Origin of the sequence: Salinivibrio sp. SS2, from assembly GCF_001722075.1 — a bacterium.
Taxonomy (GTDB): Bacteria; Pseudomonadota; Gammaproteobacteria; order Enterobacterales; family Vibrionaceae; genus Salinivibrio; species Salinivibrio proteolyticus.
Genome location: NZ_MEBP01000096.1, coordinates 59,184 through 83,570 on the forward strand (window position 1 = coordinate 59,184; position 24,387 = coordinate 83,570).

17 protein-coding genes are annotated in these 24,387 nt (G+C 46.5%); 13 read left to right on the forward strand and 4 right to left on the reverse strand.

All coding sequences use genetic code 11. The features are described from left to right. Positions 1-4 precede the first annotated feature (4 nt). From BGK46_RS11780 to BGK46_RS11820, 9 genes are all read left to right on the forward strand, one after another. Positions 5-880 carry a hypothetical protein gene (locus tag BGK46_RS11780; RefSeq protein WP_069589512.1) on the forward strand — a complete coding sequence of 292 codons (876 nt, stop codon included), beginning with the start codon at positions 5-7 and terminating at the stop codon, positions 878-880. A gap of 13 nt (positions 881-893) precedes the next feature. After that, positions 894-2,060, forward strand: coding sequence for a nucleotide sugar dehydrogenase (locus tag BGK46_RS11785; protein ID WP_069589539.1), 1,167 nt, complete (start codon positions 894-896; stop codon positions 2,058-2,060). A gap of 195 nt (positions 2,061-2,255) precedes the next feature. Beyond that, positions 2,256-2,846, forward strand: a complete 591-nt coding sequence (locus BGK46_RS11790) for a hypothetical protein (protein ID WP_069589513.1) — start codon at positions 2,256-2,258, stop codon at positions 2,844-2,846. 110 nt (positions 2,847-2,956) lie between these two features. Continuing rightward, a complete protein-coding gene (gene galU, locus BGK46_RS11795) occupies positions 2,957-3,853 on the forward strand; it encodes a UTP--glucose-1-phosphate uridylyltransferase GalU (protein WP_069589514.1) in 897 nt (298 codons plus the stop codon). A gap of 119 nt (positions 3,854-3,972) precedes the next feature. Beyond that, a complete protein-coding gene (locus BGK46_RS11800) occupies positions 3,973-5,466 on the forward strand; it encodes a methyltransferase domain-containing protein (protein ID WP_069589516.1) in 1,494 nt (497 codons plus the stop codon). A gap of 15 nt (positions 5,467-5,481) precedes the next feature. Next, positions 5,482-7,461: a glycosyltransferase family 2 protein gene (locus BGK46_RS11805; protein WP_139130773.1), complete on the forward strand. Its 1,980-nt coding sequence runs from the start codon at positions 5,482-5,484 to the stop codon at positions 7,459-7,461. 224 nt (positions 7,462-7,685) lie between these two features. After that, positions 7,686-9,866, forward strand: a complete 2,181-nt coding sequence (locus BGK46_RS11810; RefSeq protein ID WP_069589519.1) for a polysaccharide lyase — start codon at positions 7,686-7,688, stop codon at positions 9,864-9,866. A gap of 182 nt (positions 9,867-10,048) precedes the next feature. After that, positions 10,049-12,961, forward strand: coding sequence for a glycosyltransferase (locus BGK46_RS11815; RefSeq protein ID WP_069589520.1), 2,913 nt, complete (start codon positions 10,049-10,051; stop codon positions 12,959-12,961). A 151-nt stretch (positions 12,962-13,112) separates the two neighbouring features. Further along, positions 13,113-13,466 (forward strand): hypothetical protein, encoded by a 354-nt coding sequence (locus tag BGK46_RS11820; protein WP_139130774.1) that lies wholly within the window; start codon positions 13,113-13,115, stop codon positions 13,464-13,466. A 5-nt stretch (positions 13,467-13,471) separates the two neighbouring features. Here BGK46_RS11820 and BGK46_RS11825 read toward each other — a convergent pair whose 3' ends face one another. Further along, a complete protein-coding gene (locus BGK46_RS11825; protein ID WP_175418658.1) occupies positions 13,472-15,613 on the reverse strand; it encodes a glycosyltransferase family 2 protein in 2,142 nt (713 codons plus the stop codon). 213 nt (positions 15,614-15,826) lie between these two features. Here BGK46_RS11825 and BGK46_RS11830 point away from each other — a divergent pair, with 213 nt between their 5' ends. The 4 genes from BGK46_RS11830 (at position 15,827) to BGK46_RS11850 (ending at position 22,300) form a co-directional block, all read left to right on the forward strand. Further along, positions 15,827-17,968, forward strand: a complete 2,142-nt coding sequence (locus tag BGK46_RS11830) for a glycosyltransferase family 2 protein (RefSeq protein WP_069589524.1) — start codon at positions 15,827-15,829, stop codon at positions 17,966-17,968. 38 nt (positions 17,969-18,006) lie between these two features. Further along, positions 18,007-18,930, forward strand: a complete 924-nt coding sequence (locus BGK46_RS11835; protein WP_139130775.1) for a glycosyltransferase family 4 protein — start codon at positions 18,007-18,009, stop codon at positions 18,928-18,930. Next, the gene (locus tag BGK46_RS11840; RefSeq protein ID WP_084781439.1) at positions 18,930-20,954 is read left to right on the forward strand and encodes a capsular polysaccharide biosynthesis protein; all 2,025 of its coding nucleotides are present in this window, start codon (positions 18,930-18,932) and stop codon (positions 20,952-20,954) included. The genes BGK46_RS11835 and BGK46_RS11840 overlap by 1 nt, the downstream gene beginning before the upstream one ends. Positions 20,955-21,631: 677 nt before the next feature. Next, positions 21,632-22,300, forward strand: coding sequence for a TIGR01621 family pseudouridine synthase (locus tag BGK46_RS11850; RefSeq protein ID WP_069589540.1), 669 nt, complete (start codon positions 21,632-21,634; stop codon positions 22,298-22,300). On the opposite strand, the gene gspS2 is transcribed toward BGK46_RS11850, so the two are convergent. The 3 genes from gspS2 to BGK46_RS11865 all read right to left on the reverse strand — a co-directional run bounded on the left by gspS2 (position 22,293) and on the right by BGK46_RS11865 (position 24,317). Continuing rightward, positions 22,293-22,670, reverse strand: a complete 378-nt coding sequence (gene gspS2 / locus BGK46_RS11855) for a type II secretion system pilot lipoprotein GspS-beta (protein ID WP_069589530.1) — start codon at positions 22,668-22,670, stop codon at positions 22,293-22,295. The two genes, BGK46_RS11850 and gspS2, sit on opposite strands and share 8 nt — an antisense overlap. Then, positions 22,670-22,981, reverse strand: a complete 312-nt coding sequence (locus BGK46_RS11860) for a YciI family protein (protein ID WP_069589532.1) — start codon at positions 22,979-22,981, stop codon at positions 22,670-22,672. The genes gspS2 and BGK46_RS11860 overlap by 1 nt, the downstream gene beginning before the upstream one ends. Positions 22,982-23,366: 385 nt before the next feature. Continuing rightward, positions 23,367-24,317 carry a transposase gene (locus BGK46_RS11865; protein ID WP_069589533.1) on the reverse strand — a complete coding sequence of 317 codons (951 nt, stop codon included), beginning with the start codon at positions 24,315-24,317 and terminating at the stop codon, positions 23,367-23,369. Positions 24,318-24,387: the final 70 nt, after the last annotated feature.

Below are 24,387 nucleotides of genomic sequence, written 5' to 3' on the forward strand. Positions count from 1 at the left end.
TTAAATGACTGAAACATCACACTTTCCAAAGCGTCTTGTGAAAGTTGGCGCTAAAGAGTTGAGTAGCTTGCTTAGTTTTGAATTCGATAAGCATAATTTTCCAATAGCAAGCAAAGCACTAGGAAGATTCAAACATGAATCATTTCAATATGACTTTTATTGGGCACCCAAAGAGGGTGCAACTCGAATATTCGTATTGTTATCCGGCGATGCTCGTCGTGAGAAAAATGATCCTCCGGTTTTTCAGCGTTGGTCATGGGCTGAACACTTTCCTGGTCACTGTCTCTATATTTCTGATCCGACCATACGTCAAGATGATAACTTAGGTCTTGCATGGTATTCGGGAAACGAATCTTATGATCCATTTCCTACGTTACTCAACCTAATTAAAGACATAGCTAAATTGGCAGAAGTCGATTTAACTAGGGTCACAACGTATGGTTCGAGTGGCGGTGGCTTTGCCGCGATGCGACTTGGAATTATGGAGCCCAAGCTTTCTGTCGTTACTATTAATCCTCAGGTTGACATTACAAAGTATTGGAAAAGGCATGTAAATAATTATTTGAAAGTTTGCTGGAATGATATGCCCATTGATGAGGTTAGAAAAAACCATCCGCTAAGAATGAGTAATATTGAACTGGCCAAATATAATGATGTTTCGTTGCTAAATAGTAGGATGCTATATATACAAAACACGCTAGACGAGCACCATTTTGATACACACCTAGATATGTTTTGTAAACATGTTGACATAGATAAAAAAGAATATCAGAGTGATGGGTTAAATATTATTCTCTTCGACCATGAAGGAGGGCATGGGAAAGCAGAAACTCCCGAGTGTTTTACAAAGGCAATGAATATTATCGAGAACTGGAATTAAAAAAATGAATAAAATTAAAATTGCCGTGGCTGGCACTGGTTATGTTGGTTTATCGAATGCAATGCTATTGGCTCAGCATCATCAAGTAATGGCGTTGGATATTGATGCCCGTAAAGTCGATTTGTTAAACGACAAAATGTCACCGATTGAAGATAAAGAAATTAGTGACTTTTTAGCGCACAAAGCATTAGATTTTCGCGCCACGCTGGATAAACAAGAAGCGTATCAAGATGCCCAGTTTGTCATTATTTCCACGCCGACCGATTATGATCCGAAAACCAACTACTTTAACACCAGCTCGGTTGAGGCGGTGATTCAAGATGTGTTGGCGATTAACCCTGATGCCGTGATGGTTATTAAATCAACGGTGCCAGTGGGTTACACTGCGGCGGTGCGTGAAAAGTTTGCCTCTGAGAATATCATCTTCTCGCCAGAGTTTTTACGCGAGGGTAAAGCGCTGTACGATAACCTCCATCCATCGCGCATTATTGTCGGTGAACGCAGCGAGCGTGCGGAGCGATTCGCTAGCTTGTTAAAAGAGGGCGCGATTAAACAAGACGTGGAAGTGCTATTTACAGACAGCACGGAAGCGGAAGCGATTAAGTTGTTTTCGAACACCTATCTCGCCATGCGTGTGGCGTATTTCAATGAGTTAGATACGTACGCAGCAACCCATGGTCTGGATGCGAAGCAAATTATTCAAGGTGTGGGCTTAGACCCGCGCATTGGTAACCATTACAACAACCCAAGTTTTGGTTATGGTGGTTATTGCTTGCCGAAAGATACCAAGCAGCTGTTGGCGAACTACCAAGATGTGCCAAACAACCTGATTCAAGCGATTGTTGAAGCTAACCGAACGCGCAAAGACTTCGTGGCCGACTCTATTGTCGCTCGCGAACCAAAGGTCGTCGGTGTCTACCGTCTAGTGATGAAATCCGGTTCGGACAATTTCCGCGCATCGGCGATTCAAGGCATTATGAAACGTGTGAAGGCGAAAGGGATCGAAGTGGTGGTATATGAACCAGAGCTAAAAGAAGAGCACTTCTTTAATAGCCGAGTGGTTAACGACCTTAATGAGTTTAAGCAGCTTGCCAACGTGATTGTTTCTAACCGCTTTGATGCGGTATTAGAAGACGTTGCAGATAAAGTCTATACCCGTGATTTATTTGGTAATGATTAATTAGCCTCTATTCGTGTTAATCGACTATCAAGTTTTTGTTTAGAGCAGTCATCGAAACTCTATCCTCGATAGTTGATAGGGCCGCTATGCTGTTCTTTCACCTCCTTACTTGTACAGGAAATGCCCACTTTGTGAGTGTAGTTAACTCACTCGGCTTTCCTTTCGAGTAAGGAGGTTTTATCGAGAGGATACGTGATGTTTCGTGATTTTAAATTAACGTTTCCCCCTGCGTGCCTTGAATATGTGAAAAAGGCCTATGCCAGCCATAAGGTGATCCTTGAGTATGGGTCGGGTGGGTCAACGTTATTTGGTGTCGAGCAGGGAAACACGGTTGTCACCACTGAAACCGATGCTAAGTGGTTGGTTGAGTTGATGGGGGCATATCAAGAGCAAAAATTACCGGGCAGCCTGATTCCAATTTATGCCGATATAGGGCCCACTAAAGCGTGGGGACGTCCTGTCGATGATAGCGAGTTCAGACGCTGGCCTGATTATCCACAACGTGCGTGGGATTATCTTCAAGAGCATAAGCTTCATCCCGATTTGGTTTTGATTGATGGGCGGTTTCGAGTAGCAAGCTTTTTAGCCGCGTGTATTAATGTACGTAAACCGGCACTGGTTTTATTCGATGATTACGTCGAACGCGATTATTATCACGTTGTGGAAGAGTTATATCAACCTGTTGAGATTATTGACGAACGCATGGCTGTGTTCGAAATAAAACCCAAGCGTATTAATCAACGATTTATCATTAAAAATATCGATTATTTTATCGACCCTCGATAAATTCTTATCGTATCGTATCGTATCTATGTTTTATCTGTTCTATGGCGGGCCGAAGAATTATACCCAAATTGGCCTGCCTTTTATTTTGTCAGTTCTAGGAGAGTCCTTTCATGATTAAAAAATGTCTTTTCCCTGCCGCTGGTTACGGCACGCGCTTTTTACCAGCAACAAAATCCATGCCCAAGGAAATGATGCCAGTCGTTAATAAACCTTTGATTGAATATGGCGTCGATGAAGCTATTCAAGCCGGTATGAGCGACATGTGTGTGGTGACAGGGCGAGGCAAACAGGCGTTGATGGATCACTTTGATAAAAACTATGAATTAGAACATCAAATTCAAGGCACCAGCAAAGAGGCTTTGTTGGATGATATTCGCGGTTTGATTGATTCAGCAACTTTTACTTTTATTCGTCAGCGCGAAATGAAAGGCCTTGGCCATGCCATTTTAACCGGTCGCCCGTTAGTGGGGGACGAGCCGTTTGCGGTTGTGCTAGCGGATGATTTGTGTGTGAATGAGCAAAAAGGCGTGTTGGCACAAATGGTTGCTTTGTATAACCAGTTCCGTTGTACCATTGTCGCTGTGCAAGAAGTACCAGAAGATCAAGCCCATAAATATGGTGTGATTTCTGGCCAAGCCATTAAAGATGATTTGTTCCGTGTCGACGATATGGTTGAAAAGCCGGAGCCGGGAACGGCGCCAAGTAACTTGGCGATTATTGGCCGTTACATTTTAACGCCAGATATTTTTGAGTTGATTGAGCAAACTGAACCGGGCAAAGGGGGCGAAATTCAAATCACCGATGCGCTTTTAAAACAAGCCCAATCAGGTTGTGTGCTTGCTTACAAATTTAAAGGTGAGCGTTTTGACTGCGGCAGCGTGGAAGGTTACATTGATGCAACCAACTACTGCTTTGAGCAGGTGTATAAAAAAGATCATAATACCCCGATTTCGCAACAACCCACCGTCAAGGTCGCACAAGGCGAGCCGGAAGCAGAATCCGCGTAATCAACGAGCATGGGGCAGAGCCGCTACGTTGGCTAGCCCCATGCGCACCGTAGCGGACTGCGTTGTTGCAGAGTTCTATTAACGTGCAACGGATGTTGCCCCAACATAGTGTTAATTCTATGCAGTATCAAACCTTTCCCGGTGTTAAGGGAGGGTCTAAATCATTAGACAAATTAGCCGCGCTTCGATTACCGGATTTACACCAAAAACGATTTTTAGATGTTGGTTGTAATGAAGGTTTTTTTTGTGGTTACGCGCTGTTTGAAGGCGCCAAGAGTGTAACAGGGATAGACCAGTCACAAGAAGCGATTGGACGAGCTGCATTGCGGTTTCCCGAGGGTCAATTTCTGTGTCAATCATGGCAAACCCTGCCTGAAGGTCCTTTCGATGTCATCACCTTTTTGTCGGCATTGCATTATGCGGACGATCAAGAGGCATTGATCCATCAAATTATGCAACAGCTTGATCCTCAAGGTGTGCTCGTGCTCGAAATTAGCATTGCACCTGGGAGCCAAGATGCATTTGTGCCGGTAAAACGTGCAATTGATGAGCGCTTATTTCCTACCCGGATTAAGCTTGGCAGTATGCTCAAAGACTATGCGTGGAAAGTGGTCGGCCATAGTGTTAAACAAGCTGGCGATCCATTGCAGCGTTACGTGGTGCATGTGCGAAAATGTCGTCCTTATGCCTACTTGCTGATGGATAAACCCGGTACGGGTAAAAGCACTATCGCACGGCGTTTATTTGAGCAAACCGGTATGGTGGTTCTGTCGGGTGATCAATGCTATTACCGAATTAAAGAGCAAAAAATCGCGTGCAGCCCAGCGATACAAGCGATTGTTGATGAGCTCTATACCTCGGCAACGATTGATAAAGTCACGAAGAAAATATTTGAGCAAGGCCTGCACCATGAGCTTGTCGCGATGTGGAAAGAGCAAGCCGGTTTTACTGACTTTGCATTGGATTCCTTTGTCCCAGAGTCATCTCGTGCCGACATTGCTCAGGCGTTTTTTGACAGTGGTTATTTCCCGGTAGAGCTGCAATGGCCACAGGCACACGCATTAGGCGTGCCATCACGTACGCCTGAGCGTGCTGCAGCATATGCAAAGCACTTAGCAAAAACCTCACTGAGTGAGCAAGCTAAATGTGTGCGTGTAACTCGTCAGCTCTCAGAACAGTGGCGTGATCGCTTGTGTTTCCACTTAGACTCGCCGGTGAACAATCAGCTGATTGTTGAGGACAATAAATTACGTTTTTCTGGATGGGCGGGTTGGCTTGATGACACGGCGAGTGAATTGCAGCTAGTGGTGAGTCAGGGCACCAAGCGCGAAGCATTTAACTTTTCTCGTGAGCGAAAGGATGTACTGGCGACTTTGTTCCCGGATCAAAACTATCCGTCGCCTTACTGGAAGCAATCACCGTGTGGTTTTAGTGTGAGATACCAGTTAGACGACAAGACTGATGAACCCGTGCTGTTGTCATTGCAGGCAGATAGTCACTGTGTGCCTATTGCCACGGTTCAATTGACGGTGTCACGCGGAGAGCAAGCGTCGTCTGATAGTTATCAACAACGTGCTAAGCGTTGGCTCAAACGTCGTCTTACCCATGGTTAATGTGTGGTGATAAATTTGTCTTTGTTAGAACGCGTCAAGCATCGCTTGGCGCTTTTTTTTGGTTTGTGGTCTGGTGGTAAGCCTACGGCGCCTGTAATGGGGCTGGATACGGTAATCCTCGGTTCGCCTTATTTTGATGTGGCATGGTACAGAGAAACGTATCAGCTGGGGCCTGATGTGACCGAGCACGCGTGTGCTCAGCATTATCTTGCCCATGCAGCAGAAGGTGTTGATCCGAGTCCTGTGTTTTCATCGCTATTTTATTTAAAGGCTTATCCGGATGTCGCCCGAGCGGGTATGAATCCGTTATTGCATTATATCCATCATGGCTGCCATGAAGGACGATTGATTAATCAACAGCAATGGGATGAAACCTATCGATTAAAACAAGTGAGAGATGCGCTTTGGGGTGGGTTTTCGCGTGCTGCACTGGCTCAGTTGACGGTGTGGACGACCCCATCAAAGACGTCTAAAACCCTATCGTTTTATAGCCATTATGAACTCGCAAGGTGGGCTTTCTTTCATCATCAATGGCATGCCTATCGTACCTATTCGGCTTCTTTATTACCGCTTGCTGAGCAATACCATGAACGCAAAGCAGCCGTCCTTTTATATGGATTTTCTGAGTATTGCTGCAGTGGGGTGGTTGCGATGCATGAGGCATTAAAGCCGTTCTTAGCAGAGTGGGAAAATGATGCTGATTTTATGTTGGCGTGGGCAAACACACAAAGAGATGATCAGCAACGCCTATCCGTACTTAATGGCGTGTTTCAACGCCATCAATTTGCACCGATTAAACGGGTTAATGAAAGCGATGCGCTGACAATTCATAACTTGACGACCTCGCCGGTTCCGTCGGCTGAAGGCCCCTTAGTGACGGTTATTCTCCCTGTTTATAATGCTGAAAAAAGCATTGATGTTGCGTTGTCTTCTTTGGTTGCGCAGCGTTGGAAGTCGCTACAAATATTGGTTGTCGATGACGCATCGGATGACAATACCGTCGCGAAAGTACAGGCTTGGAAAGCACGGGATGCACGCGTTGAATTATTATGTCAGCCCTCGAATCAAGGCGCTTATGCGGCGCGAAATGCGGGAGCGCGTGCAGCAAGAGGTGATTTTATTACCACCCATGATGCGGATGACTGGTCTCACCCTGAGAAAATCGCGCAACAAGTCGCGCATTTGATGGCATATCCAGATGTGATGGGCGTCTGCACTCATTGGGTGCGGGTTGATGCACAGCTAAGAGTGACCCAAAATTGGCGTCCTAGTGAAAAGCTCATTCACTATAGCCACTCTTCGTTTTTATTCCGTCAGCAGGTATTGACCGATGTGGGTACGTGGGATCCGGTCCGATGTGCTGCAGATACGGATTTAATCAAGCGCGTGACCTCAGCGTATGGGACTCATGCGGTGGCCAAGATCTTACCGGACGTACCACTGGCGTTTGCGCTTGATCAAGCCTCATCATTGACGCGTCAATCAATCTCGCATGTGCGCAGCGTTTATTTTGGCTTAAGAGCCGTATATCACCAAATTAGGCAGCTGGTGCGCGAGACTTACCCCCAAGCTCTCTTGAATTCAGATTCGTTGATCCCACGAACAATGTTAAGAAGTCGAGACGACCATGCGTTTGATGTGTTGATGGTTGCAGACTTTTCTAGCATGACGATGGATCAGCAAGGATGGATTAACAAGTTAGAACAATTACTTGCAGCGAACAAACGAATAGCGCTTTTTCACTGGCCAAGCATGGATCGATGCACTCAGCCATTTCATGCTTCTCTCATTAAAGTATTAGATTATGACCAATGCCGTTTTGTGGTGGGAAATGAACAAGTTGCTGTTCATTCTGTATGGATTAGTGGTGAGGTTGCACTTGATAATCCGATAGATCAACGGCCAATATTGACTGAGGTCAATGAGATATTTATCGATAATAAAAAAATCAATAATCAACGGGTTAGTGATTTGTTTTCTGGTGGATTAAATTAAAAGCTTCTAAAAAAACAAGTATTTATATTTTTTGCTTTTTGTAATAAAAATATCAATACACAAGTGTTTGAGCTTCTGGGTAACTTGGCCTTTTGATTGAAAAATAAGGAAAATAACCTATAACCGACACTTTCTTTTTTTATAAATAAAATTATTAACAATAATGGCTGCCTTTGTTTCTGTGTACTAATACTTTTATATGTACACTGAAAGAGGCAGCAGTTATGAAAGAATTCTTTCGGTTATTGCAAGTGTGTGGCTTTAGTGTTGTTTTACTCGCCTGCGGTGGATCGAGCGACTCCTCTTCAGAGGACAGTACCTCTGAATCTGGCCCCTCAACGCCTGTGTCTTCTCCGATTGTTGGAATGGCAATCGATGGATATATTGAAGGCGCGACCGTTTTTGTCGATTACAACTTTAATCATACTCTCGACGATAACGAACCCAGTGTTTTGACGGCAGAGCAGGGACGCTTTTCGGTTGATCAATCTGCGTTAGAAGCATGTTGGCAGTTTGTGCCGATAGTCGTGGATGTGCCTGTCGGTGCCTTCGACTCTGACTATGGCGTAGTCACTCGCGCCTATCAGCTTGTGGCAATGCCTCAGGTTATTCGCGAGCAACGCCTTGGTGAGCAGGGCGCGAGTCAGTTAATTATCTCTCCTTTCACCACACAAATATGGCAGCAAGCCATTGCGGCGTGGCAACGCTCACAAGCCTCTGAACTCAGTTGCAATTTGATGCGCACGGATACGGCGGCGCGCGAGCAATTAGTGACGCTGATCGAGGATGCTGAATCTGATATTCGTGATACCTATAGCCTATCGACCGAACAGCTCTACAACGATTTTATCGAAAGTGGGGATAGTCGCACGCACAGTATTGCTCAGCAATTTGCAATCGGCCTTCAGCAAGCGTATGCCGAAAAGACGCTACTTTTGCAGCAATATCCCGATTTTTCAAAGGTTGAGCGCATGTATTTGCCTCGCAGTACGCAAGACGGCGGTCAAATCGGAGATAAATGGGTACGCTATGATGTCGGGGTTGCGGAAAAGAAAGTGATGTATCGTGTCGCAGAGGTGTCTGGCACATTTGACTCGGTCACTAAGCCCGTTTCTATCTATCAGCAGAGCGAGGAAACCGTTGGTGAGGTACAGCAGACTATCACGATCCGATGGAATGGTGGCTCGACGTGTACGGTATCGATTGAGTATGGGGAAAACTGGCAAGCCCGTGACTACCGCATAGAAGGTCGAGCGACGACGGATTTTGATGAGGGACAAATGCGTTGTCCGTTACCAACGAGTGATGCCAATACCTTAGTCTCGCTTGAGGTTGATGTGACGGCCAATGTGACATCAAGCCGTATTCACGAGAGCAAACATACATTTTTACCCGGCGAAAATGCGATGGTTGATGAGGTTTGGCAGCGATTGCAGGGTAGTGATGCCCCCATCGCGGTGGATTTATCGCGATTGGACTTTATTGAACCCGGTTTGTCTTTCCCAGATGGTTACGGCGCCGATACTTGGACGCGCTCGAGACGCGATATTGTCAATGATAGTGAGCCACAAGAGCTAAAACGCTTCGATAATGGTCTGTGGGTTGAAAGCCGTTTACGCGATGATGAGGTGACGATATTACGTTGTGGGCCTGAGTTTGATTTAGTGGCGGCATCTTCGCTCGCTGAATGTTATCAGCGTTTTGGTGCGCCTGTATTTAAGGAGACGTTTGATACGAGTCTATCCGACTTTGCGTTAAGTTTGTTTGATAACGCTTTGATTGAACGCTCTGAAGCAGGTGGCGCGAATAATTCAACTGGTATTCAAGTACATTATGAAGGATACGAGCGTGGTAGTCGTCGTGTGTTGGATAAACAAGACCTGCCGCCTGCCTCTCGCTATACATTGAGTTTTAATGTCAATTTTTGTGAAGATTTTAAGTTTGTGCGCGGTGGGAAACTCCACGGTTTAGGACCATTGCGTGCTATTACCGGTGGACGTGACATTACCGATGATGGATGGAGTGTGCGCTTGAGCTTTGGGCCTACCGGTACCTTATCTACCTATATTTACCATCAAGACATTCCCGGAACCTATGGGGATTCTTGGCGAGTACCCAACTTTACGTTTGTCCCTGGCCAATTTTATCATTTGCAGTTAGTGGTGCAGATAAACCAACCCGCCTCGGCCTCCAATGGTAAGGTCGAAGTTTGGATTGATGACAAGCAGCGTATGGTGGTTGATAATTTACGACTACGCGCTAGCGATGGCACAGACAGCTACATTCAACACTTGTTATTTAGCACTTTTCATGGCGGCAGCGATGAAACTTGGGCGCCGAAAGATGATGCGGGTAACTTCACCACAGAGTGTGCCTATTTTGATGATTTTATGATTACACATTGATCGCGCGATAGCGCAGAGGTGTCATATCTTAGAGCGACGAACCATGCCGAGTGGCATGGTTCTTTTTTTGGCTGTGTAAAATGGTGAGATGAGGCATAAGTGCCCCCGATATGCTTGTGTTTGGAGGGGTGTGCTAAAGTAGAGCACAGCCATGCCGACCGACAGTTTTTTAAGGATATTATGTGGTTGCTGAACAATTAAAAGTAATATTTGATGCTGAATGGTATTTACACCAGTACCCGGACATCGCTGACGCTGGGGTCGATCCTTGGTGGCACTTTTCTCACTATGGCTGTCAAGAGAACCGTATGCCTTGTGCGTTACCCGCGTTTGAATGGGAAGCGGTACTTTGGCATCAACCTTTACGGCGTGAGGAGGCATTAGCGAAACTCACAGCTTTATTTACGAAGCAGGGAGCCGCGCAAGAGGGAGTCCATCGGAGTCTTGCGGGATTTGTGTTAGCGCGCTTTTATGCTAGTGAAGGCGAGTACGCGTTAGTTGCTGATTATTTGCGCCCCGTGCTGGGTGATGTGATCGCGCGCGCCTTGGTGCCTGAGCAAGCGCCTTGGTTACTGTGTTTTTCGGCTCTGTATCATCAAAAGCAGAACACGGCGCTGGCGATGCTGCTATCAGATATGGCATGGCCGGACGGATTGGAGCGTCAACTCGCGCTCGGAATGGCTCAGGGCAGCCGTCAGAGTTGGGAAGCATTACAACGATGTTGGGTAAATGCAGGATTGTCGAGCGCGCCTGCACCTAGCGGCTTATCGGCATCCTCGTTGTCTGACGTACCGCGTCCGGCGATGATAACGCAACCTTCGCGGGTAACACTCGGTTGGCGGCGATTTTTGCCTTGGCGTTATCGAGTATCTGTCGTGATTCCTTGTTATAACGCGGCGCAGACTATTGGTCGCGCGTTAGCAAGCTTATGTGCACAGACATGGCCTTTTCTAGAGCTAGTAGTCGTTGATGATGCGTCACATGACAATAGCGTCGATGTGGTGAAGCAGTGGCAGGCCCGCGATTCAAGAATTCGCTTGGTGCAACAGTCTGAAAATCAGGGTGCGTATGCAGCGCGTAATCGTGGCATGCAGTGCGCGAAAGGCGATTGGCTCACGGTACATGATGCCGATGATTGGTCCCATCCTCAAAAGATTGAGCGCCAAATGCTAGCGTTGTTATCGAATCGTCACGCTGTTGCATCGGTATCGCATTGGATTCGTTGTGACGAGAAGTTGCAGTTTCAACGCTGGCGGATGGAGCAAGGCTGGGTTTACCGCAACGTCTCGTCGTTGTTAATAAAACGTGAGGTGCTTAATACGCTTGGTTTTTGGGACAATGTTGCAGTTAATGCGGATACTGAGTACTACTATCGCTTGCAGCATATCTATGGCTCTGATGCCATTGTGGAAGTGATGCCAGATGTGCCGCTTTCTCTGGGAATGGTGCTGTCCGAGAGCTTAACACAACAAAGCGCAACTCACTTGCGTACTCAGTTCTATGGGGTGCGAAAAGAGTATCATCAAAGTGCCTTAGCGTGGCATCACACTATGCAATCCCAGTTACCGCTTCCCGCTAAAATGACGACGCGTCCCTTTGCGGTGCCGCCGCGTTTATGTAAAGGGTCATCGGCATTACAGCAGGATAACTTTGTGCGTTATATACGTGAACATCAGTGGGTGGATGAAGGGTGGTATCGACAGCGCTATCCTGATGTCGCGGCGGCGAATATCGATGCGGTGGAGCATTATCTTACGCATGGTTGGCAAGAAGGTCGCGATCCTTGTGCGCACTTTTCAAGCTCAGCCTATCTTTATTTACATCCGGAGACGAAGGCAGTCAATCCGCTTTGGCACCGATTAAATCACGATCCGAATACACCGCCGAGTCCCTTGTCTATTCAAGGAATGCTGGATCTAACATCATCAAGACGTGCTCGTAAAGCCGAATCTCCTGCTGTGGTGTATGTGGGGCATCAGGTGTCGGACTATCAATTTGGCGCTGAGCGTAGTTTTGTCCAGATTCTGCAACAAGTGGCGACGCACAAAGATTGGCAACGCCAAGGTTATCGGATTGAAGTGGTATTACCCTCGGCGACTCATGATTATGTTGAGCAAATTCTCCCGTACTGCCACCGCGTAACCTTTATTCCTACCCCTTGGTGGCACCAAGAGCACGCTGTGCTTGATGCATCGGTCGATGTTTGGGGAAGTTGGCTTGAATGTGTGAATGCCAAGGCCGTATATGTCAATACGCTAGTGGTGGATGTACCATTATTGGCAGCCAAACGCCGACGTATACATACGGCAGTCCACGTCCGAGAATTACCCGAGCATGATCCGAGTTTATGTGCTGCATTGGGAACGTCACCAGACGCTTGGCTCTACCATTTTGATCCTTTGGTCGATACGTGGATTGCAAATTCGACGTCGGTGGCACAGTGGTTAATGGATGCGCGTAAGCCGATTGTATGGCAAAACACATGGCGTACTCCCGCATGTAATATGGTGGCTATTCCCAACGGTTCGCGCTTACGCGTCGGGATGCTGAGCAGCAATATTGCTAAAAAAGGTATTTGGGATATGTTGCACATAGCCGAACAGGCGCTATTGCAGCAACTTCCTATCGATTTTTATCTTTATGGTCCTCACACAGAGGATATTGCGGCCATGCGAGCAGGTCACGTACCCAGTAATCTGCACTTTGCCGGTTACGTTGATAATCCAGATGATGCATTAGTAACCTTAGATGTTGTATTAAGCCTGTCTCATTTTTACGAGTCGTTTGGGAGAACCGTGTTAGAGGCGCTAAGTGTGGGTCGTGTGGTGATTGCGTATGCACAGGGTGGCATGGTGGACTGGGCTGCAGGTTCGCCGGTTATTTGGGCTGAGTATTTAGATCATCGTTCCGTCACTGAGCACTTAGCGGCGCTTTGCGCGGATAGACAAGCGCTACAACAGCGGGCTCAAGATAGTCAACAGTGGGTCAATCAGGCATTCCCCGTCAATGAGGGAGCCAAAAACTGGTTATCGATTTGCGCACAATTGGACCAGCAGGATGATAGGGTCGTGCCAATAGATAGTGAAAGGTGCTAGCCCTAAATGATCCATCATAGATGTTTAGCTTAGAGATATATGAGTAGTTGAGAGAGTTATGAAGTCCAGTCAACAGTTGCACTTGGTGCGACATAAGATCGATGTATCAAGCGTCCTAGCGTGGCATTTGGACGGGCCAAGGCCTGGTTTGGTGAATGATACTGCTAGCGATGCCATGCTTAAATTTCACGGTTGGATGTTGTACGAGCCGATTTACCGAGCCACAGTATGGGTCGATGATGGCGAACAACGACATAGCTTTGAACTAACAGTTGAACGCCCGAATGTGGTAGAACAAAAACTTGGCGAGAGCGCCGATAATCATCCGCTTCGGCGCTGTGGTTTTCAATTTGAGGTACCGGTATTCAATAAGCCGTTTAGGTTTGGTTTTCGCGTCAATGGGCAATCAATTACCGTGTTGGAGGGTCAGTGGTTAACTCACCAACAAATTGCGGCCATGGAGCAGCCTAAAAAAGCGTCGATATGGCAACGTTTTAAAAAATAATTCCGTTACGTTTCTATTTGCGCTTCAAAGTGATTTTCTTCTAGACGTAAAGTGAAATCCTCTCGATGACGCGTAAGGTGTCGGCTGTAGTGAGGATCATTTTGAATCACGGTCTGCCAGCGCTGTTTCATGAGTGTGATCTCTTGTTGCTCTCGGGCTTTCTTCGCTGGCGTATCTTCTTTCCCGCGGCTTTTAGACTCGTAATGGTACAAGGTCGCGCGTGGAGTCCATAAGTTGGCGTAGCCTGCTTGTTGCACTTTGAGGCAAAAGTCAACGTCGTTAAACGCGACGGTGAGCTTTTCATCCAAACCGCCGACAGCATCATAAATAGATCGCTTTACCAACAGACAAGCCGCGGTAACTGCTGAATAGTTTTGACTGCACGCTAAACGTCTTTGGTAGCCATGACTGTACACGGAGTAGTGTTTGTGCGCGTGGCCGGCCAGCCCCCATATTCCTAAAACCACCCCTGCATGTTGGACGGTATCATCAAAAAATAATAATTTAGCGCCGACACAGCCAATTTCGGGACGGCTGGCTTGGCGGACCATTTCGGTAAGCCAGCTAGAGTGAATCACTTCCGTATCGTTATTGAGTAAGCATACGAGATCGCTGTTACTGTGTGAGACGGCATAGTTATTAATCGCTGAATAGTTAAATGGCTGGTCATAGTCCAAGACCTCAATGTTATGTTTCTGACCGATTTGTTTAAACCATGCCAAGGTGTCAGGACAGTCACTTTGATTATTCACAATGATAATCTGGTAATGTGGATAACTGGTCAGACGCAAGATACTCTCAACACATTGACGTGTAATCGCCAAACTATTGCGAGTGGGTATAACGATCGAGACACGCGGATGGGGCGTTGGTAAACGATAATGGGAGTGATATACCTGATGCACCTCATCAAATGCAACACGCGCAATGCTGTGTGTATTGTGCTGAGTGAGTTGTATGAGTGTTTGCCTAACCTGTTGACGCTCGTCACATGAAATATCCTCTTGATAGCCGCTCCGCTGGTGGAGAAGTATGTGCGGAATATGGATACAAGATTCCTCATTAGAGGGTGCGTTTAGCCCGGCGTTAAGACAACGCACGTGTTGGTGCATGTTGATGTAAGCCGATGTGGTTGTGCTGCCGCAAAAAAATACGGCGCGTCCCATATAATTGTGGCTTTTGAGTAGGTCAGGGTTCCATTGCGGCTTGAACGCGGGTGCGCAGTATTGTTGTTCGTCAGTCACTTGATCATGATCGCTGTAAATCAAGCGGGCATTAGGATTTTGCTTGATGTATTGCGTAAAAAGCGCTAGTGCATGTTTGGACCATTGATCGCCGGGCTGAACAAACCCATGCCACGCCTTGGATGAGTAGGGCGCGCAAATGCTAGGAATGGCCTGAAGGCGTTCATCATTGAGTACATACAGATGATCGGTTAGCCACGCAGGGCGTGTTTGAGTGAGCAAGTTAAGCTGCCATTGCTGATGCGTTTGTTCTAGAAGGCTTTGAATAGTGCGTTTGATCGCTTCTTTTTCGTGATTCGAGAGGTTATCCGCAATGTCCATCCATACGACGACCGGAATATCTTTTCCACCTTGTAATGCAGGGACACTTGGCTGAAAGTGCTGTTGCCAGAACGTATAAGGCGCCTGAAAAAGTGTTTTGCCAATGAACATTGGGTGATAGGTTTGAATTAACCTTTCTCGTGCAAATGACCAGCCTGCGCGTTTTTGTCTTGCTCGTGTAATGCGATAAATATGTTGCCAGTCACCATCTTGCTGCTGCTCGCGTCGTGATATAGCTCTTAACATATGCATCATTGCTCGAGGTTGCGAGACGCGCTTGATCGTAATGGTTACCTTGATGTGGCTTTGGAGTGTTGGCCATACCAAATTAAGCGCTTCAAGAGGAGTTGGACTATGAAAAACCAAGCTTTGTTTCCCTGCCGTTTCATTGACTAATGGGATTGGAGCCTGATCGCCCCCAAGTTCTGCAAAGACGGTGTCGTTACGGTCTAGATGAGTGTCGGTGTTGTAGGTGATTGTTAACTGATACCAACCTACTTTGGGGTGAGCGTACTTTAAGTTAATTGTTTTTTGTGTGCGCTGACAAATATCCCAATGACGATTTTTTATTTTGGCGCTCAATGAACCTTCATAAAGACTGGAGTCTTTGATGGACACAAACTTCTTTGGCCGATAAGCGTTTAAATATTGAGCATGAGATAGCGGGGCCTCATTATTTAAGCAAATGGATGTAGAAGTCATGGGCACAGTATTCAAACAAAGGATATTAAGCGGTAATATACATCTTTTTGATAGTCAGTAAAAATAATCATAGCAGCGCTCGATGGATACTCGATGAATAATATGGATAGAGAGCCGCAACTGACGTCTTGGGTAGACACGTCTGATGATGACGAGAAAGATCTACTGATAAAGGGACCTTTGATGCGGTCAAGTTACTATTGGCTAGCGCTTAGTATTGCTGATCCGTGGCTACATCAAGGCGTTGTTATTGAATTTATTAACGGTGATGGGGACAGGCAATACCTTCCTCTTGGTGCGAGTTTACATGGTATCGTCAAACAGTGGGTCGCGTTGCCTTGCGGTGCTCGTGCTATACGTATCCGCGATTGTGATTTAAACAGTCGCGCGAAGGTAGTATTGAGTGAAAAGCGAGTAAAACGGGCACGAACGATTTGGTCTTTAGGGTATCAAGCATGCTCCCTGTTGCTATCGTTGCGCCGTCACGATGTTCCTGATCAAAAAGTCTGGATTCAACAAGTGCTTAATCGGTGGCGTCGCACCGGTTTAGGTGAGACGTATCAGCAATTACAGTTATGCAAAGCTCGATCGCCAACTGTACCATTAGAGAGTTGGTGGCCAGAGCATTATGCGCAAACAGTCAGTCAAACTGCTGCGCTGAAAACAAAGCTGAGCAATAAGATTAGAAATCAGATTGTGGTATGGATTTTTGCGTCAGGCGATATGACGCAAGATGGCTTTGTGGCGACGTTAGAATCTTGTAAGAGTCAAGACGCTGAGATATGGATTGATTCGCGAATTCCTTTTGCAACGCCTGGACACATTAGCGCGCGAGTTGCGACCATTGATATGCTGTGCGATGAGCCGCGTTGGACATGGTGTTTAATTGTACCTGTCGGAGCAAAGTTATTGCCTTATGCGGTTGCTTGTTTCTATCAAGCCAGTGTTAATCAGAGCCGCCTTAAAGTGATTTATTCGGATCATATCCATGGTGGGGTAACATCATCCGTTGAATCTACTCCAAATGGCATCAACCTAAAGCCAGACTGGTGTCTTGAACGGCAGCGTGCGGCGCATTATTGCGGTGATGTGTTATTTGTTGATCGCTTGGTACTAGCAAAGTATAGAGCATTGTGGTCAGAGAAAAAGCTGATGAATCGAGCGTATATTCCTTACACGCTATTGTTAGCGATGTCGGAAAATCATTTAGTTGATGCGTTTCATCATGTTCGCTTACCTTTGTGGCTACAAACTTATACGCATCAACTCTCTGAACTTAATACTGTACTAACTACGCACTTATATCGCTGTGGAATCAGTGCTGAACGTATCGCATCGGATGACTATGTTGCGAAACTTAATTATGCCAGCGCGTGGCAACCCTTGATATCGATAATTATCCCATTTCGAGATAATGCAGCCATTACGCAGCAATGTATTGACAGTATACTGGGCTTGACCGAATACGCCGAGTACGAAATATTACTGGTCGATAATCAAAGCGTAGAGCCCGAGACACTAACTTGGCTGCAGGATATTGATAAAAACCCAAAAGTAAGCGTATTGCATTATAATAAGGCGTTTAACTTTTCAGCGATTAATAATTTTGCTGTTGAGCATGCGCGTGGAGAAGTTGTTGTTTTACTCAATAATGATACACAAGTTATTGAGAAAAATTGGATTGAGGCTATGGTGGGGTGCTTGGCTTTGCCTGCTGTCGGTATTGTTGGTGCGCAGCTTCTGTTTTCAAATGGGCTGATCCAGCATGCTGGATGTGTGGTTGGTCCGCAACAGGTAGCGACACACCGCTTGGCATTTCATCCTTTGGAGGCGGTAGAAAAGTGCCAAGAGGGCGCCTTAGTTCAAGAAGTGAGTGCGGTTACGGCAGCGTGTTTAGCTATGCGCAAGTCGCTTTATCAGTCATTGGGTGGATTGAATGAGCAATTGACGGTGGCGTTTAATGATGTGGATTTGTGCTTGCGTGTGCGTGAAAGTGGCTTACGCGTTGTATATACGCCATTTGCCCAATTGTATCATCACGAGTCTTTGAGTCGTGGTAAAGACAACACGCCAGAGAAGAGGCGACGTGCTGCCCAAGAAGTTGAGTTTATGCATCAGCGATGGTCGATTAAAGGCTATCAGGATCCCTTCTATCATCCTATGTTAGATGCGAGGTTAGCGAATTTCACTCTCAATCCGTTCCCTCAAGAAGCCATCGATTGGAGTCAAGTATGATATCGGTGTCGACCAATACACTTTCCTATGAGTGGATTGTGGTTCAAGAGCGTGAAAATCCGTCGTTTGATTTTTTTGTAAAGCCTAAGCTTTTGGAAATGCATGCAGATTGGCAGTGTGTTTTATTGGCTGAGAGCCCAAATCAATGTCTCTCTAGTTATAAGACTCATGATAGTAGTGTAGACGGAGAATTAAATCTTTTGTTTGTACGCTATATAAATAAGAGTTGGCGGACTTGGATTAAAAAAAATCGTCAAAAAATAGCGTCAATTGTGTTTTTTATTGATGACGACTTATTGGATTGGAAAGCGACGTCTGGATTAACGATTCGTTATCGTTGGAAACTCTGGAATTATTCTTTGAAGCATCAGCACTTTTTACGCGATGTTGGGGCGCAGTTATGGGTGGCCAATCGCTATTTAGCAGATAAATATGCGAGCTGGCAGCCAGTCCTTTGTCCGCCAAGCACGTGGCAGACTCAAACCATTACACAGACTGTTTTTTATCATGGCTCAGCAAGCCATAAACAGGAGTTCTTATGGTTAAAACCGTTATTTGAACGGCTGTTGTGTGACTTTCCTCATTTAAGTATTGAAATTATTGCTGACGGAGAAACCAATCTTTTATTTCGACATCTGCCACGAGTGCATGTGTTACACCCGATGTCATGGTCAAATTATCGAGCTTTATTAGCAAAGGGGGAGCGACATATAGGTTTGGCTCCCTTGTTAGATAGCCAATTTAATGCCGCGAGATCGTGCACAAAGTTTTTTGATATTACTCAGGCAGGAGCAGTAGGTGTTTATGCCGAGCATCCAGCTTATCAAGGACAGGTTATAGATCAGGTTAATGGCCTGTTAGTCCCGATGGAGCATGAGCGTTGGTATAACGCGATTGCAAGGTTGTTAAATGATCCAATTTATTACAAATCGCTACTTGCTAGGAGTGTGGTAGATAAGTGATGCATTATTCTCAGTTTTTAACCATTTCTCCTGCATTATCAGGTATATCGTATCTATCGACGCTCATAGGAAAGCCTATTCGTTATCTATCTCCTCTGGCGCGCAATGTTTCTCGAAACCTTTCTCCTCGTGCTGCGGTTATCGCGTGGGGGAATAAACCATCGTCAGTTAAAGCGAAGCGGTTTGCTGAGTGCAGACACTTGGACGTCGTTCGTTTAGAAGATGGTTTTTTACGATCGCTACTACTGGGGCATCAATCTCCGCCACTTTCTATCGTGATAGACGATGTGGGCATTTACTACGATGCCGCACAGCCCTCTCGCCTAGAGCAGCTGATAACAAAGCCATTATGTGAGGCGCAAAGGCAAAGAGCGAGAGAGCTATTAAAACAATGGCAGACGCTCCGAGTCTCCAAATATAATCATAGTGTTGAGAAAGTTATTCCTGCTGTTGATAAGCAGTTCGTATTGATTGTTGACCAGACGAAGGGAGATGCCTCTGTGCGTGATGGTCTCGCCGATGAGAGCTGCTTCCGTAAAATGTTGGATAGTGCGCTAACCTTATACCCGAATCATCAGGTTGTGATAAAAACCCATCCCGATGTGTTTGCAGGTAAAAAATCTGGCTATCTAACGGGGCAAGCGGTTGCTGATTTATGTAAGGCTCACGCAGATAGAATTGTGTTACTCGCCGATGATATCCATCCGCCTAAACTGTTGGAAAATGCAAGTGCGGTCTTTTGCGTCACATCGCAAATGGGCTTTGAGGCGCTATTGTGGGGAAAAACTGTACATACGTTTGGCATGCCTTTTTATGCAGGGTGGGGAGTTACCATTGATGATTTACCTTCTCCTAGTAGAAGGAAGCCAGTGACCATCGAACAACTCGTACATGCCGCACTCATTTCGTACCCCCGTTATTGGCACCCAGAGTGGCAGCGCTGCTGCCAGGTAGAAGATCTAATGGCTTGGTTAGCATTCCAGCGTCAGCAGTCACAACGTATTGTGGGTGATATAACGGCCATTGATATCTCTCGATGGAAGAAGCCCGAGCTGGTTGACTTTTTGAAGGGATCAAAACTGGACTTTGTTTGCCAGGAAAAGATGTGCATTCCATTAATCGATAAAGTATACAAGCCGTCACTTCATTCTCAACGGATTTTACGTTGGGGTAATACGAAACCGGCAGATCTTCGCGTGGAGGATGGATTCATTCGTTCGGTTGGTTTGGGCGCTGATTTGACTCGGCCTGTGTCTTGGGTGATTGACGATCTGGGTATTTACTATGACGCTACTCAACCATCACGTTTAGAGCGTCTTTTAATTGAAATGCAGTTCTCTGAGCATGATATTCAGCGCGCAAAGGCATTGATAAAAAAACTAATAGATCTAAAAGTCAGTAAGTACAATATTGGCGATAGCGATTGGCAACCTCCACAGGGTAAACGAGTGATATTGGTGCCGGGTCAGGTTGAATCTGACGCATCAATTCGCTTTGGATCACCGATATTAAAAAGTAATCTCTCTCTGCTCCAAGCGGTGCGAGAAACTCATCCACATGCCTTTATCGTCTACAAACCCCATCCAGATGTTCAGGCGGGACTGCGGCTGCAAGGGCAAGATGAGCAAACAGCCGAACAGTTCGCCGATGAAGTTATAGGTAACGTTGATATGGCTTATTTGCTTGACCATGTTGATGAGGTGCACACCTTAACGTCATTGACCGGATTTGAAGCTTTGCTACGTGGCGTGCCTGTGACCTGCTATGGTCAGCCGTTTTATTCGGGATGGGGATTAACAGAAGATATTTATCCACATGAGCGGAGAGGAATAACACGCACACTGCCTGAATTAGTGGCGGCTACGTTAATTTACTATCCTTTGTACGTAAGCCCCAAAACAGGCTACTACCTCACGCCAGAGCAGACGATTGATTGGATGCATGAACAGCGTCAGAGACCTTTGAAAAAAAGCCATCTATCGCAATGGCTCTTCAGACAATGGCTAAAGTTGCGCAGGCATTAGTTTTAGCATGCGATAGGAGCAACCCCGCACTTACATTGAGGTTCTAGCTTTTTTGTACTCTGTAATTAAAAGCTCGAATACGGAATACGGAATACGGAATACGGAATACGGAAAAGAGCGGAAAGCATATCCTAGGACCCTAGTTTCTCTCTCGGCTATCGGGACAGGCGGTTATCGGGACACGGTTATCGGGACAGGCACTTTTGGTTACGGTTATCGGGACAGGCACTTTTGGTTAGATATGTTGAGATGCTAAGTTAACATACAGAGAAGCGGTTCCCAGTTTTCGAAGGAGGTTGATAATGACCGAGCCTGACACACAAAAGACGATTCACGAGCGAGAGCAACGGCGCTTTTCAGTGTCTTCAAATCGTAGTGAGGCTAACCACCGTGTTCTCTATGTCGAGGTCGGAGGAGCTTTAGTTGATAATGAGGCGTGCTCACTTTGTCAGATTGTACCTAGTTGTAGCGATCAGCTTAAAAAAGAAGAAGATCCGGACCTATCGGGGACAGGCACTTTAAGCTAAAGAACTAACGAGACAGACGCCTTTATAATTGCTCTAGGAACACTCGGGCGAACACTCGGGGGACAGTCACTTATATGATTGCCCTAGCGGCGCAGGAGTGAAGCCGTTATGATGCCTGTCCTCAATGGCCAACCGGTAAATCGCCTCGTTATGTTTTCAATTGTCGACCAAAACCAACACTTTGTGGTGATCAACAAGCCCCACGGCGTTAGCGTGCAAAAAGAAGCCGATCACGTGGCACTGCTGCCGGCGGTCGCGGCGCATATTGGGGTTGAGAAAGTCTACCTTGTGCATCGGTTAGATAAGATGACATCGGGCTTGCTGCTGCTGGCAACCTCTTCTCATGCGGCGTCTGTCCTCTCAGGGTTGTTTGCTTCGCGCGAGATAGAAAAGTTCTATTTGGCATTAAGTGCGAAAAAGCCACGTAAGAAGCAGGGGCTGATCGTTGGGGATATGACAAAGGGACGGCGAGGTAGCTGGAAATTGTTAGCCAGCAAAGATAACCCGGCGAGAACGCGTTTTACCTCTATTGCTGGTGGTGAGGGACGGCGACTTTTTCTCTGTCGGCCCTACACAGGCAAAACCCATCAAATTCGCGTGGCAATGAAAAGCATTGGCTCTCCGCTCATCGGTGATGATTACTATGGCGGCGAGCCTGCCGATCGTGGCTATTTACACGCTTATGGACTGCAATTTACGTGTCGTTTTTCCGACGATCAGCCTGAAACACACTATAGCTATGTGCTGCCCCCGAGCCAAGGCGAGTTGTGGCCAGCCTTACCAGTAGAGTGGGAGCAGCCTTGGCACTTAATTAGCTAGCACACCCGGGGGCATCGATTGCGCTTTTGAGGATTTGTCGGCCGCGGGTGTCGCGAACCAAAATGGTATAGCTTATACCACTGTCTAAAATACTGCGGATATCGTTATCCTCGCAATATCGACGTTTTAAACCGGAAAAGAGCTGCCCCGGTGCTTTTTTGGCATTCTTCTCCAGAAGTGTCAGCTCGATGATGGCATCTTGCGCACGAGCGCGAACCAGTGAGTAGCCTTCAATATCCATCGGCAGTAACTGTGCAATCATGTCGGCACGTTGGATTGCGGCTTCTGCGGCTTTATCATGCTGGGTGCTACTACAAGCAGTCAGTATTAGCCCAAGGCCAGTCATCATCAATACTTTTATTAATCGCATTAGGCAGGATCCTGAGGAAGCACTTTTTTGAAAGGTTTAACGGTTACGTCTGCATAGACGCCAGCGGCTACATAAGGGTCTTTGTCAGCCCAAGCTTGGGCGGCTGATAATGACTCAAACCAAGCAATAACGGTTGACCCCGTAAACCCAGCTTCGCCCGGCTCGTCGCTATCAACGGCAGGGTTTGGTCCTGCAATCATCAAGCGGTTTTCTTTTTCCAGTTGGCGTAAGCGCTCAAGGTGTGCGTCACGCGCTTGCTTGCGTAGCGGTAGGCTGTTCTCTACGTCTTGCGAATAGATGAGATACCACATCGTCATTGTCCTTGATAGATGTTAATAACCACTAGGATACAGAGTCCAGATTTCTGAGTACAGTGTATTAGTGAGTGTATTGGGGGGACAGGCACTTAAGCATCTAAAGTGTCTGTCCCCCCAATACCCCAACAAGCTAGAATCAAGCCTGAATATCCCTTTACCTTCCTGTTACTGGAAGGCTTATTCTTCTGGGAAAACGGTCAGGAGATAATATGGGATGTTGTAATCAACCCCCGGAAGGTGGAGCTAAAGGGCTAAAGCCGCTCTTAAAAGCGGTGGGTGTGTTGTTTGTATTGATAATGGTACTGGCTTATTGGATTGGATGAGGCATTAGCGAGTTTATTTCGTGTTTACGCTATTGAGATGCACTCAACGACAAGCCTTACTCACTTGGGATCATGACGCCGGTCATGCGCTTTAGGCCAAGTGTTGGCAAGGCCGCTTGGATACTCGATAGTGAACCCACGACGTTTCCGTCTCCCAAATGAGAGCATGTACTTAACCAGGTTTCACGCGAGATGTTCAGTTGAGTGAGCAGATGTGGTCTCGGGAGTGAATTGGCGTTCTGACTCTGATCGCACGTCCATTCTACCAGAGCTAAATAATCCATAAGGCGAAAAGGGATACCTTCGGGCATCGACTTTCTCGGGTTCCCGGCGAAGGGGAATAAGCCGGCTGGCGTCGCTTTATTTTGCTTGAGTGATTCAACGCGCTTTTTAATCGATGTGTAATTGGCATGTTCAGGCCGTTTGCTAATGCCTGCGCGCACTGGATTCAAATCGACATAGGCCATGGCCGCAGCGAGTGCTTTTTCATCTAATAAGGCTTGGCTTTTAAAGCGTCCCTCCCAAAAATGCCCTGAACATTGATCCTCTCGGTTCGCTTGCGTCGAAATATATTGATTAAGCAGCTTCATAAACCAGCTGACAGACATCAAACGTTCGCGCCAGTTCTCAATGATGCGAAAACACGCTTTTCGCTCTGAGTGAGAGAGCGATTCACCCTGATAAAAACGTTGGATAAGCGCAGGCGCTTGATGAAAGGCTAGCCAGCGTTCAACAACCTCGATATTGGTTAAAGACTGAGCCGCTTTGGCGTTGATATGCAAAACAACGTGATAGTGATTGCTCATAATGGCATAAGCACAGATATCGATACAAAATGCTTTGGCGAGTGTAAGTAAACGCGTTTCTATCCATGTGCGACGATGCTCATAGCTTTTTTGTGACTGCGCATCATAGCCGCACAAAAACGAGCGGCGCACACACCGTGAGACACAATGGTAATAAGGTGTGGCGGCTAAATTTATTTGCGATGCGCGAGCTTTAGTCATCGTCGGTCCCTCTTAGCATCTTGGTATGACTAAAAGGTACTGTATAAATGAGGCTCTTCACCGGATGTGG

Coding starts and splice junctions, on each gene's coding strand:
- galU (WP_069589514.1), top strand. CDS start 2,957: ATGATTAAAAAATGTCTTTTCCCTGCCGCTGGTTACGGCACGCGCTTT.
- BGK46_RS11865 (WP_069589533.1), bottom strand. CDS start 24,317: ATGACTAAAGCTCGCGCATCGCAAATAAATTTAGCCGCCACACCTTAT.
- BGK46_RS11810 (WP_069589519.1), top strand. CDS start 7,686: ATGAAAGAATTCTTTCGGTTATTGCAAGTGTGTGGCTTTAGTGTTGTT.
- BGK46_RS11840 (WP_084781439.1), top strand. CDS start 18,930: ATGCATTATTCTCAGTTTTTAACCATTTCTCCTGCATTATCAGGTATA.
- BGK46_RS11850 (WP_069589540.1), top strand. CDS start 21,632: ATGTTTTCAATTGTCGACCAAAACCAACACTTTGTGGTGATCAACAAG.
- BGK46_RS11800 (WP_069589516.1), top strand. CDS start 3,973: ATGCAGTATCAAACCTTTCCCGGTGTTAAGGGAGGGTCTAAATCATTA.
- BGK46_RS11830 (WP_069589524.1), top strand. CDS start 15,827: ATGAATAATATGGATAGAGAGCCGCAACTGACGTCTTGGGTAGACACG.
- BGK46_RS11790 (WP_069589513.1), top strand. CDS start 2,256: ATGTTTCGTGATTTTAAATTAACGTTTCCCCCTGCGTGCCTTGAATAT.
- BGK46_RS11780 (WP_069589512.1), top strand. CDS start 5: ATGACTGAAACATCACACTTTCCAAAGCGTCTTGTGAAAGTTGGCGCT.
- BGK46_RS11860 (WP_069589532.1), bottom strand. CDS start 22,981: ATGTGGTATCTCATCTATTCGCAAGACGTAGAGAACAGCCTACCGCTA.
- gspS2 (WP_069589530.1), bottom strand. CDS start 22,670: ATGCGATTAATAAAAGTATTGATGATGACTGGCCTTGGGCTAATACTG.